Source organism: Phormidesmis priestleyi ULC007 (assembly GCF_003003695.1).
Lineage (GTDB): Bacteria > Cyanobacteriota > Cyanobacteriia > Leptolyngbyales > Leptolyngbyaceae > Phormidesmis_A > Phormidesmis_A priestleyi_A.
Genome location: NZ_PVWG01000005.1, coordinates 178,239 through 190,645, shown reverse-complemented (window position 1 = coordinate 190,645; position 12,407 = coordinate 178,239). Strand labels below are relative to the sequence as shown.

The following is a 12,407-nucleotide window of genomic DNA, read 5'->3' as shown; positions in this document are numbered from 1 at the left end:
AGTGCTCCTACAGCCCAAAAGCAGTCGATCGCTGGGCAGTCACCTTCAAGCCGTAGTCAGGGTTGTTAACCAGATCATTTCCGTAGGGTGTAAGACCAGAAAAATTTCCGTCTTGGGACATCTGCCGACTTGAACAACCGTCTTTCCACCAACCCCAAGCGAACCAGCCAATTTCTTGCTCATTTAGCGTCTGCAACAAGGCTTGATACGTAAAATCGGTCTGGGGTGCATGGTTTTCATTGTTGCCATCTAGGTCGTAGTAACAGTATTGGGTTTGCCCATCGCTGTCTTCGTCTTGCTTGTTGGCAACTTCACCGAACACGATCGGCAGATTTGCATTGATGATAGCTTCGACATGAGGCAGTCCATCATAAGCAGCCCAGTAGGCGTGACCACTGAACAAAAGATTGTGGTCAGGGTCGTGATCGATTAGCTCTTGACCGATCGTGGTGAACACCTCGATCGAGGTTCCACAATCAGGCGCATCAATCATAAGCGGGACGTGCAAGTGCTGACGGATGCTGGTAATTGCGCTCTTGTACTCGGTTTTGAATGTCGCCAGTGCTGCCGCAGAATTGTCCGCCCAGCGATAGAACCCCAACTCGTTGACAAGATTAACGATTAGATACTGCTGATGTTTCTTCAACACAGCCAAGACAGGCTCAGAAGTCCACCAAGGAATCAACTGGGTGTTTAGCAGCGTGGCATCGGGGTTACAGGTGAGATCCCACAAACCCAATATTGGAATGATTTGGTTGGCTTTGCAGCTTGCGAGAAACTTATCCAAGTCTTGCAGCGAATAGGCAGGGCGATCGGGTTGACCATAATCCTTATACCATTGGATTCTGACGGCATTGGCTGCCGTTTTTTCCAGTTCCGCCAGTTTATCGCCTTGAGGAAAATCCCAGTCATCCAGCAGGGCTAGGTTAATCCCTCGCAGGATGGTCTTTTGCCCGCTTGAATCATAAAGATACCGTCCCTTGAGATAGAACGTTTCCCTCTGCATCGGCTCATCGCCCAGCAGCTTACCCCAAGTGATGGGGCCGACAAGGCCATCAACAAATAATCCGTTGTTGCTTTGAAATTCTTTGACTCGTTGTAATGTGACGGAACCGAAGGAACCATCGACGAGCAGTAAAGGTAGAGCGGTTGGAGGACGATCGTTGAGTGTAGTTTGAAGCAAAATGACATCTTGACCAGTGGAACCCAGCATCAAAATTTGGGGCATTTGGAACCTCTTTATGAGTAGAGTAGACGGCTCAATTGAGATGGTTTTATCAAATGAGGTGCGATCGCTGATGACTCCATACAACGATCGCTGATCTATGCTACAAGAGCAGGCGATCGCATTCCCGTTATTATTCTACTCAGATTTCAAACCCACTAAATCACAAATAGATGTTCTGGTTCGGTTCTGAAACTAGTCTAAAGACCGAAGAAACATCAACCTTGACACTGATCTTAGCAACTAAGTACACCGAACCAAGTACGCTTGCTCATGACTTCAGAGCCGATGAAAAAAAGAGAAAGATGATTATTCCTCTTCTTCTAAACCCAGCTCCGCCTTGTAATCAAAACCGCGCTTAAGCCTTCGGTTGGTAATGGGAGTGAGTTCATATTTTTCGTTGTGCTGATTGACTTCCTGCTCATGCTTCGCAAACCACAACTTTACTTCTGCCACAGATTGACCGCTAATCTTCTGGAGAATGCCCTGTGAAATGTAAAGCGGCGGCTCTTTCTTTGATTTGTTGTAATCCACAATTGCCGCAAATACCTCGTCGATCGTGATTCCGTCCGCATCTTCTCGTTCTGATTCTGGCTCCTCTGTGTGAACGTCTCTCGTCGTCGAAGTGTTGAGAAGCAAGTTCAAAGCCTGATCTAGAGCCTTATCATTGATCGAGGCTGCGATCGCTGAAGAAACGGGTGTAGATGGATTAAAGCCCTTTTGCAGGATTTCTAAGGCTTGATTCTTCAGAGTCGTCACACTGCGAGTTGAAAGGTCATATTTCTGAGCGACCGTCTTACTCGCGTTCGCATCACCCGATAATTCACGATGTAAGCAATCTAAAGCAACCTTAACTTTTTCGGTCGCAGATAAGTCATTAGAGTTTCGCGTCATAAAGTGATAACCCGTCTAAATTGGTAATTAAACCATAACTCAGTCAGAATACAGCAAAAAGAATCACCAGAAAATAGAATTCCCAAATCATCCGATTAAAAGGTTTAGAAATTCCAGCTTCGATCGCACCTATTGAGTGAAGTTGAAGGCGAATTTTGGGCTGATATTTTTAGATACTTTGGCTAGAAGCGATCGAGATTTTGCGGTAAACATCCCATTTGCCTTGTATCTCTGATCAATAGACATAAGATACAAAACGATGAAACGCTTTTTCACGCTGCTTTTGGTTACTGCTCTATGGATGATAACTTTGTCAGGCGTTGCTCAGTCCGCTTCTAGTTTCAAACTGATGACACAGCAGCCCACTAATCAAGGAGTCTGTAGTCAGCATAAAAATATAAGTCGCGAACTGAAACTTGTCAGCAATCAAAGGTTGAATAGTTCAAAGATATTATTTAGAACAACGGCCAGTGACAAAGTTTTATCTCTACCCACTGCACCTTTACCAACCCTACACCCAGCTTCCTTAAAAGCTAGAGTTCCTGTGATGATGTATCACGATATTTTGCAGGAAAAGAAGATAATTTATGATTTAACACCCCAAGAATTAAGGAAGCACTTTGAACTGATTAAATCGAGTCAGGTGACTCCGATTAGTCTCAATCAGTTGATTGCTCACTTACGAACCGGAAGCCCATTACCCGAAAAACCAATCTTATTGACTTTCGATGATGGCTACGGTGGGCATTATCAATACGCCTATCCACTATTGAAAGAATATGGTTATCCGGCTGTTTTTTCTATTCACACAAGCTGGGTAGGCGTGAATGCAGGTCGGACTCATCTGAGTTGGCAACAACTCAAAACAATGGCAAATGATTCACTGATTACCATTTCTTCCCACAGCAAAACTCATCCTGCGCTAACCAAAATATCAGATCAAAAGCTTTATCAAGAAGTTGTGGAATCCAAGAAAATCCTGGAGTCTAAATTAGATCGCCCTGTTAATTACTTTACTTATCCCTATGGTAAGTATGATTTGAGAGCCAAGAAAGTCGTTGCAAAAGCCAACTATTTAGCAGCAATTGCATTTGGAACACCCACCGAAAAGTTTGCAAACCAGTCAGAAGATTTGTTCAGTATCGCTCGTTTTGAAAAATCTCGTCTAGAAGAGGTGATTCTTCAAGCTTGGGGCAACCCTACTCTGGCGCAGTGCAATTAAACGGCAGGAGAATTTTTATTTCAAGTCAGAGTGCGAAACTATATAACCTTCGAGACCTTCTCGGCTCTAAAAAAACTTATCGATCGCTAACTATCTGGGAACAAAACTAATCAGACCGGGAACAAAACTGATGAAATGTCGTCGTTGGGAAGGGTTGTTCCTTGACACAAGGCTTGAGCGGCTTCCCGTTTAAGACTACCCGTGGCTAAACCCGATCGGAGCTATCTGCCATGATTCGTGTATTACTCGTTGACGACCAAAATCTGATTCGTGAAGGCTTAAAGGCTTTGATTAATCAGGAGCAAGATTTGCAAGTGGTAGGAGACGCAGATACAGGACAAAGCGCTATTCACCAGGTGGAAAAGCTACACCCAGACATTGTTTTGATTGATCCATGCTGTGCCAAACCTGACGGAATTGCCGCCACTGAGACAATTTGTCAGCGATTTCCTGAGAGTCAAGTTTTAATTTTGACCGATTTAGACGATCAAGAGTCGGTGACTACTGCCTTCAAAGTCGGCGCAAAGGGCTATCTTCTTAAAGATTTGTGCCCCGATGAATTAGTTAACGCGGTGCGCTCTGTTCACAAAGGCTATACCCAACTTAGCCCCGGAATTTTGCCCAAAATATTAGGCGGCATGTTTGGCGAATCTGCGTCACTGCCAATTCCTGATATCAACAACAGCACCTCAAACGTAGTGGCATTCAGTTCATCTCGGCGATCGCATCCCATGCCACCTGGGTTTACCAAACTCACGACCAGAGAACGGCAAGTTTTAAGACTGATTGCCGCGGGTTCCAGCAACCGAGAAATTTCTCGATCGCTCGAAATCTCTGAAGGAACGGTCAAAAATCACGTCGCCAGCATTTTAGGACGACTGAACTTGCGCGATCGTACCCAAGCTGCCATCATTGCCAACTCTGTGATGCCGCTTCTAAATTAGCGTCGGCTGCCGCTTCTAACATTAGCGATCGCTGCTGCTTCTAACATTAGCGTTCGCTAAACATGTCGTCTGCTCAATTCTGTGGTACAAGAAAGCTCTTGGACGTGAAATACCGCAGCAATCACCATCCGGTTTGAGGAGACGACAGAAATGATTCACATAATGCACGAGATGACCACCTGGCTGCTGGGCATGACTCACTGGAGCGACCTGCTGCAAATGCACTGGCAGTTACCGCACGATTGGGTCGTTCTTGGCCAGCAATTTAAAGAAACCGACATCGGAGGCGATGTCGGCAGAGCTTGGAGTCATTTTGTTAAAACGGGTCAAGTTTGGGCATTTCTAGTCGGGCTGATTTTAGGCTACATGGCGAGAGCGTTGACCACTTATGGCTGATGGCTCGTTCCTCATCGATCGCTGACACAAACCCACTAACCCGCTAGAATCCGTTTCGGCTCCTCTGGTATAGTCGAGTGTCTATCGTCGCAGCCTAGAGAGGATTTCTTTTGACTCAAGCCAATCAGCCCTCGACCCAAACTTGGAGCCAGCGATTTGAATCGACGTTGCACCCTGCGATCGCCGACTTTAACGCCAGCATCCACTTTGATATTCAACTGATCGAATATGACCTGACTGGCTCTCAGGCGCACGCCGAAATGCTGGCTAAAACGGGCATTATTTCGGCTGACGAAGGCGCGGAACTGGTGCGCGGACTTGAGCAAATTCGTCAAGAATATCGTCAGGGCAACTTCACGCCGGGCACCGATGCAGAAGATGTGCATTTTGCAGTCGAGCGACGATTGACTGAGCTAGTCGGCGATGTGGGCAAAAAACTGCACACGGCGCGATCGCGCAATGACCAAGTAGGCACCGATACTCGCCTCTATTTGCGAGATCAGATCCAGCAGATTCGTCAGCAGATTCGTCAATTTCAAGAAGTTTTGCTGAGTCTGGCAAGTCAGCACGTGAGAACGCTGATTCCTGGCTATACCCACTTGCAGCGAGCGCAGCCGATTAGCTTGGCGCACCATCTTCTGGCTTATTTTGAGATGACACAGCGAGACTGGCAGCGCTTAGGTGAAATTTGTCAACGCGTAAATATTTCTCCTTTAGGCTCTGGCGCACTTGCAGGAACGACCTTTCCGATCGATCGCCACTTTGCTGCCGAACGGCTAAATTTTGGTGGAGTCTATGCCAATAGTTTGGATGGCGTGAGCGATCGAGACTTTGCGATCGAGTTTCTCTGTGCAGCGAGTCTGATCATGGTGCATCTCAGCCGCTTGTCTGAAGAGGTGATTCTTTGGGCATCGCAAGAGTTTAGCTTTGTCAGCCTTAAAGATAGCTGTGCAACGGGTTCGAGCATTATGCCGCAAAAGAAGAATCCTGATGTGCCCGAACTGGTGCGCGGCAAAACTGGCAGAGTTTTTGGACACCTTCAGGCAATGCTAGTCTTAATGAAAGGGCTGCCTCTGGCCTACAACAAAGATTTGCAAGAAGACAAAGAGGCGCTATTTGATGGAGTCAAAACCGTCAAAGTTTGTCTAGAAGCGATGACGATTCTGCTAAGTGAAGGGCTAGAGTTTCAGACGGCGCGATTGACTGAAGCGGTGAACGAAGACTTTTCTAACGCCACAGATGTAGCAGATTATCTAGCTAAAAAGGGCGTTCCGTTTCGCGAAGCTTATGGTCTGGTAGGAAAGGTCGTCAAAACCTCTTTGGCGGCAAACAAACTGCTTAAAGACTTGACCCTAGACGAGTGGAAAGATCTGCATCCTGCCTTTGAAGCCGATGTGTATGACGCGATCGCACCCGAACAAGTGGTGTCTGCCAGAAATAGCTATGGCGGCACCGGATTTGAGCAAGTGCAAAAAGCGCTAGAAGACGCGCAGAAACGAGTCAAGGAAGAGTAAATTAACGTCAGTTCGATGAGTTCTTTCGCTGCGTTCTTCAGCGCTTCAGCCCCCTAAATCCCCCAGAATTTAGGTTCAAAGTCCCCCAATTTTGGGGGATTTAGGGGGCAGCCCGGATTTTCAACCGTAGCAAAAAGCTTCATCGAATTCACGTTAAATTAAGGGATTTCTATGGCTCTGCAAATTGGCGATATTGCCCCTGATTTTAGTTTGTCTGATACCAACGACAGTCTGGTTCGACTATCTGACTTAAAAGGTAAGCGCGTGGTGCTTTTCTTCTACCCGCGTGACAACACACCGGGATGCACCAAAGAAGCGTGTGGCTTTCGAGACGCTTACGCGGATTATCAAGCACAAGATGTAGTTGTGTTGGGCATCAGCACCGATGATGCAAAATCCCATGCAAAGTTTGTGACGAAATATGATCTCCCTTTTTCTCTGCTGTGTGACGAGGGCGGAAAAGTTGCCGAAACCTACGACAGCTATGGCTTAAAGAAATTTATGGGCAAAGAATATTTAGGAATCAGTCGCAATACGTTCGTGATTAGCGCGGATGGCACGATCGAGACTATCTATAAAAAAGTTAAGCCAGATGCTCATGCAACACAAATTTTGAGCGATTTGGCCTGATTGGGATCAAACTCTGAGTATTCTTAAAGATGAATTGCTCTGATTTTTGAGTCTTAGAAAGAATTTCTTCTAAGATCCAACCTCGCTGCGGTTCGACTTCGCCTCTCTACTTTGCTGTCATTAGTTAATTCATGGATCGGTTGTGGCACTTTACTCAAACTGTGTTGGGCATCATTTTTCGCCATCCCATCACAGGCACTAGCATCATCCCCATCTTGCCAGATGGTCGCATTGTGTTGATCCGTCGCCGCGATAACGGGCTATGGGGCTTACCAGGCGGCATCGTCGATTGGGGCGAAAACATTGCCACTGCCGTGCGGCGCGAACTGGCAGAAGAAACTGGACTAGAGGTGACTCAAATTCGTCGTCTCGTGGGGATCTATTCAGCGCCCGATCGCGATCCGCGCATTCACTCGATTTGTGTGGTCGTCGAAGCGGATGTTCAAGGCACGATGCAGATTCGAGACACCCTAGAAGTCTCTGACGTGCAAGCGTTTAACCCAGATTCAATTCCCGAAGGTCGGCTGGCTCACGATCACCGACAGCAGTTGCAAGACTACTTTAAGGGGCAAACGACCCTAGATTGAGAACTGTGAATTAACGTCAGTTCGGTAGAAGTAGTTCACTCCGATGATGAATTCAGGAAGCCCCCTGAATCCCCCAAAATTGGGGGACTTTGAACCGGAGATTTTGGCTTGTGCCCCCAAAATGGGGGATTTAGGGGGCACAAGCCACTGAGAACGAAGCGAAAAAGCTTGTCGAACTCACGTTAATTCACGCTCCTAAAAGATTTTTAATTGAACACATTCCCCAAAACAGCAAATTTGGATCAACGCTAATCTGACTCGCAAACTCTGGAGATTGCTGCTGAAAATAGCGGTGCAGCAGCATTCCATCGCCTCCGGTAAAAACGACAACACTATTGGGAAACCGTTGCTGCCAGTCTTCTACAAAGCTGCGAACACCTGATAAAACCGTGTAGAGAATGCCGCTTTGCATGGCTGAGATCGTATCCATCGCCCAACGATCGGGCAGTGTCATCATCCCGGTTTCAATCACTGGCAGCGCAGAAGTGGCTTGTCCCAGCATCCGAAACTGTAGCTGTAAGCCGGGTAGAATGGCACCACCGACGAACGATCGCGACTCATCTGCCCCCGTAAAAGTCAGGGCTGTGCCCCCATCAATGACTAAAATGGGAGCGCCGTAGGTTGCGATCGCGCCCCAAACTGCTAAAGCGCGATCCACTCCTAATGTGGGATAGGTATTTTTAAGCGGAACCTGAGCGAGTGTGATCGTTCTGACGCGTGGATAAACCTCCCAAAGTTGAGCTTGTTCAACAGCCACAGACGAGATCCAGAGGTCTGGTAACGTCTTCCAAACGGGCATCACAGCCGATCGAGGAATTTCATAGTCCTTAAAATTGAACTGACTCTCAATTAACAACCCAACTTTTTCTGCTTGTAAATGAGGCGTGTCCCAAGTTTGGTGCAGCGTTTTGTCTGCCCACCAAGCCCAGTGCAGACGAGAATTACCCACAATCAGCGCTAACCAATCTTCAGTCACGAGGCTTCACTATGGCTTTGATAGAGAAAGGTCTAGGTATAAAGTTTCTTGATAGGTATCTTTACTTATCGGAACTTTACAAAACCGGGTTTTCTGAGGGAAGATTAGAATCAGAGAGAAACATAATTTTACAAAAAGTTGTAGGGAGGCAGTTATGGTAGCACTCATTGATCGCGCAAGCGCTAGCCAATCAGGTCGTCCTCAACGGCGGCTCACCATTCAAACGGTTGACATCGCACCTGACACGACAACTCTACGATCGCTCGATTGGGATCGCGATCGCTTTGACATTGAGTTTGCTTTAGAGAATGGGACTACCTACAACTCTTTTCTGATTCGGGGCGAGAAAATCGCACTCGTCGATACCTCTCACGAAAAGTTTCGTCAACTTTATCTCGATGCTCTGCAAGGACTCATTGATCCAGCCGCGATCGACTACTTAATTATTAGCCATACAGAGCCGGATCATAGCGGTTTAGTCAAAGACGTTTTGCAACTGAACCCTGAAATTACAGTGGTCGGCGCAAAGGTGGCGATTCAGTTTTTAGAAGAGTTGGTGCATCGGCCGTTTAAGCGTCAGGTGGTCAAGAATGGCGATCGCTTAGATTTAGGCAATGGTCACGAGCTAGAGTTTATTTCTGCCCCGAATTTGCACTGGCCGGACACGATTTTTACCTTCGACCATAAAACTCAGACGCTCTATACGTGCGACGCGTTTGGGATGCATTTCTGCGACGATCACACCTACGACGAAGACCTGGAGTTGATCGAGTACGACTACCATTATTACTACGATTGTTTGATGGGCCCCAACGCCCGATCGGTGCTGTCTGCCCTCAAACGCATGGCGGCATTGCCCGAAATCACCACAATCGCGACGGGTCACGGACCCCTACTGCGTCACAATCTTCAAGAACTCGTCGGACGCTACCAAGAATGGAGTCAGACCCAAGCCAAAGCAGCCACGACGGTCGGCATATTTTATGTAGCCGAGTATGGCTACAGTGATCAACTGGCCCAAGCGATCGCCAACGGCATCACCAAGACGGGCGTTTTGGTCGAAATGATGGATCTGCGTGTCGCCGACCCTCAAGAAGTGCGGGAGTTAGTCGAGATTGCGACGGGTCTAGTGATCGGGATGCCGCCTCAATCGGGAACCTTTGCTGCCAATGCAAAAGCGGGACTGAGTACCATTTTTGCTGCGACGAACGCAAAACAGTCTGTGGGTTTGTTTGAGGCAGGCGGCGGCGATGATGAGTCGGTCTACCCCATTCGCAACCAGTTTCAAGAAATCGGTTTAACCGAAGCCTTTCCACCGATTCACATTAAAGAACTTCCCAGCGAGGCGACTTATCAACTCTGCGACGAAGCGGGGACTGACTTAGGGCAGTGGCTCACCCGCGATCGCACCGTCAAACAAATGAAATCTCTCGATGGTGAACTTGATAAAGCGCTGGGTCGTCTGAGTGGCGGACTCTATATCATCACCGCCAAAAAGGGCGATATCTCTAGCGCCATGTTAGCTTCGTGGGTGTCTCAGGCTAGCTTTGAGCCGTTGGGCATCACGATCGCTGTTGCCAAAGATCGCGCCATCGAATCGTTTATGCACCTGGGCGATCGCTTCGTTCTCAACGTTTTAGAAGAAGGCAACTATCAGATTTTGATGAAGCACTTTTTGAAGCGATTTGCGCCGGGTGCCGATCGCTTTGCCGACGTGAAAACCTATCCTGCAACCAATGGTTCTCCGATATTGGCAGACTCTCTGGCTTATATCGAGTGCGAAGTCGTCAGCCGCATGGAGTGCAGCGATCACTGGATCGTCTACAGCACGATCGACGCGGGGCGAGTCGCCAAATCCGAAGCACTGACCGCCGTTCACCATCGCAAAGCCGGCAACCACTACTAAAGCTTGCAGATCCGCTGTACGGGCATAGCACTGCCGTGCCCCTTAGCTCTGCAAATAACAGACACCATTTAATCCACGATCCCAAGTCTCTCCACACTTATGGCTGACATCAAACCCAAAGACGTTCAAGTTGCTGAAATTGGTGCGGAGACATGGGTGTTGCGATCGCGCACCTGGGATCGGCTCAAATTTGAGATCGAATACTCTCGTCAACGCGGAACGACCGCAAATTCTTACTTAATTCAGGGCGAAAAAACGGCACTGATTGACCCGCCTGGCAGTTCTTTTACAGATATTTTTCTCAAGGAACTGCACGATCATCAGTATTTTCAAAAGCTGGATTATGTGATTTTGGGGCACGTTAATCCCAATCGTCTAACGACGCTCAAGCGATTGATCGAGCTGGCACCGCAAATGACGATCGTCTGCTCAAAACCCGCCGCTAATGCGCTCAAAGCTGCCTTTCCAGACCAAGATTTGCGGATCAATGCTGTCCGCGGTGAAGAAGTTTTAGATTTGGGCAAGGGGCACGAGCTGCGATTTGCCTTTGTTCCGACTCCTCGCTGGGTTGACGGACTCTGCACTTTTGACTCCGCCACTCGCATTCTCTATACCGATAAGCTGTTTGGTGCCCACATTTGTGATGACCCCATTCTCGACGAGAACTGGAAGCAGCTAGACGACGATCGGCACTATTATTTTGATTGTCTTCACGCGTCGCAGTCTCGGCAGATAGAAGCGGCTTTAGATAAATTAGCCGCCTTTCCTGCCAAAATGTATGCCGTGGGTCATGGCCCTTTAGTGCGCTATAGCCTCAGCCGCTTTAATCTTGACTATCGGCAATGGTGTGAGCAGCAAAAAACTCAAGAACTCTCGGTCGCGATTCTCTACACTTCTGCCTATGGCAACACCGCAACTGCCGGACAAGCGATCGCCCAAGGGCTGACCCAAGCCGATGTTGCGATCGAGTCGATTAACTGTGAATTTGCTGACTCGGCTGAAATCGTAGCAGCGATCGAGCGCTGTGATGGTTTCATTATCGGTTCGCCAACCCTGGGCGGACACGCACCCACGCAAATTCAAACCGCACTAGGATTAATTCTCTCAACGGCTTCTAAGACAAAACTTGCGGGTGTGTTCGGTTCTTATGGCTGGAGTGGGGAAGCGATCGACCTCCTCGAAAGCAAACTGCAAGATGCAGGCTATGGGTTTGGTTTTGACTCGATTCGCATTAAATTCACGCCGACTGACGAAGTGCTGCAACAGTGTGAAGCCGCAGGTGCCGAATTTGCTCAAGCTTTGAAAAAGGCGAAAAAGGTTCGGGTTCCGCATCAAGTTGCTCCGGCAGGGCAAAGCGATCGGACTGAGCAGGCATTGGGCAGAGTCGTTGGCTCTCTCTGTGTAGTCACTGCCAAACAGGGTGATACTGCCGAGGGAATGTTAACTTCTTGGGTTTCGCAGGCAACGTTCAGTCCGCCGGGGGTGACGGTGGCGATCGCAAAAGACCGCGCTGATGGCGTTCTTGATCATGTGGGCGATCAGTTTGTCCTCAACATTCTCAAAGAAGGGCGCAACCTCAGACGACACTTTGTTAAACCTGCGGCTCCTGGAGAAGATCGATTTGCTGAAATCGAAATCGAGGTAGCGGCAAACGGATGCCCTGTGTTGCTTGACGGGCTGGCTTATTTGGAATGCACCGTGCAAAACCGAATGGAATGCGGTGATCATTGGTTACTCTATGCGATCGTTGAAAACGGCAAAGTTTTAGAACAAAAAGGGGTGACTGCGGTGCATCATCGTAAATCTGGTAGCTTCTACTAAACCGTGGTGAATGGACTGACAGCTACTGCTATTGAAAGCAATCTGGATTAACAACAAGACCCCACTCCGACACACGATCGCACGACCCATCTAGCGTTTATAACTCTTCAACGCCGCAGTAATTTTCTCGGCAAGCTTTAATGTGACTGATCGTTCAATCTGACGGGGCACGGCATGCCATGCCCTTACGCTTTTGTATGGGCATGGCACTGCCGTGCCCTCCTGTGGATCTGTCGCGTTAACAAATCAAATGGGTATTACATCTGCATAACTTCAAGAGATGAGCCGTGAA

General features: G+C 48.2%; 11 protein-coding genes. 8 read left to right on the top strand and 3 right to left on the bottom strand.

The window, feature by feature from the left end; translation table 11 throughout:
* Positions 1 to 7: 7 nt before the first annotated feature.
* Entirely contained in the window at positions 8 to 1,228 is a 1,221-nt protein-coding gene (locus C7B65_RS07295) for a peptidoglycan-binding protein (RefSeq protein ID WP_219898414.1), read from the bottom strand.
* A gap of 306 nt (positions 1,229 to 1,534) precedes the next feature.
* Positions 1,535 to 2,119, bottom strand: coding sequence for a hypothetical protein (locus C7B65_RS07285; RefSeq protein ID WP_073070159.1), 585 nt, complete (start codon positions 2,117 to 2,119; stop codon positions 1,535 to 1,537).
* Positions 2,120 to 2,666: 547 nt separating this feature from the next.
* Here C7B65_RS07285 and C7B65_RS07280 point away from each other — a divergent pair.
* From C7B65_RS07280 to C7B65_RS07255, 6 genes are all read left to right on the top strand, one after another.
* Positions 2,667 to 3,341 carry a polysaccharide deacetylase family protein gene (locus C7B65_RS07280; protein WP_181314356.1) on the top strand — a complete coding sequence of 225 codons (675 nt, stop codon included), beginning with the start codon at positions 2,667 to 2,669 and terminating at the stop codon, positions 3,339 to 3,341.
* Between the two features lie 230 nt (positions 3,342 to 3,571).
* Positions 3,572 to 4,285, top strand: coding sequence for a response regulator (locus tag C7B65_RS07275; RefSeq protein ID WP_073070157.1), 714 nt, complete (start codon positions 3,572 to 3,574; stop codon positions 4,283 to 4,285).
* Positions 4,286 to 4,435: 150 nt separating this feature from the next.
* Entirely contained in the window at positions 4,436 to 4,681 is a 246-nt protein-coding gene (locus C7B65_RS07270; protein WP_219898412.1) for a hypothetical protein, read from the top strand.
* Positions 4,682 to 4,791: 110 nt separating this feature from the next.
* Entirely contained in the window at positions 4,792 to 6,195 is a 1,404-nt protein-coding gene (argH, locus tag C7B65_RS07265) for an argininosuccinate lyase (RefSeq protein ID WP_073070156.1), read from the top strand.
* Between the two features lie 171 nt (positions 6,196 to 6,366).
* Entirely contained in the window at positions 6,367 to 6,825 is a 459-nt protein-coding gene (bcp, locus tag C7B65_RS07260; protein WP_073070155.1) for a thioredoxin-dependent thiol peroxidase, read from the top strand.
* Positions 6,826 to 6,956: 131 nt separating this feature from the next.
* The gene (locus C7B65_RS07255) at positions 6,957 to 7,412 is read left to right on the top strand and encodes an NUDIX hydrolase (protein ID WP_073070154.1); all 456 of its coding nucleotides are present in this window, start codon (positions 6,957 to 6,959) and stop codon (positions 7,410 to 7,412) included.
* Positions 7,413 to 7,599: 187 nt separating this feature from the next.
* Here the strand turns inward: C7B65_RS07255 and C7B65_RS07250 are convergent, their stop codons facing one another.
* Entirely contained in the window at positions 7,600 to 8,388 is a 789-nt protein-coding gene (locus tag C7B65_RS07250; protein WP_073070153.1) for a pantothenate kinase, read from the bottom strand.
* A 154-nt stretch (positions 8,389 to 8,542) separates the two neighbouring features.
* Between C7B65_RS07250 and C7B65_RS07245 the strand changes: the two genes are divergently transcribed.
* Entirely contained in the window at positions 8,543 to 10,294 is a 1,752-nt protein-coding gene (locus C7B65_RS07245; protein ID WP_073070152.1) for a diflavin flavoprotein, read from the top strand.
* Between the two features lie 99 nt (positions 10,295 to 10,393).
* Entirely contained in the window at positions 10,394 to 12,115 is a 1,722-nt protein-coding gene (locus tag C7B65_RS07240; protein WP_073070151.1) for a diflavin flavoprotein, read from the top strand.
* Positions 12,116 to 12,407: the final 292 nt, after the last annotated feature.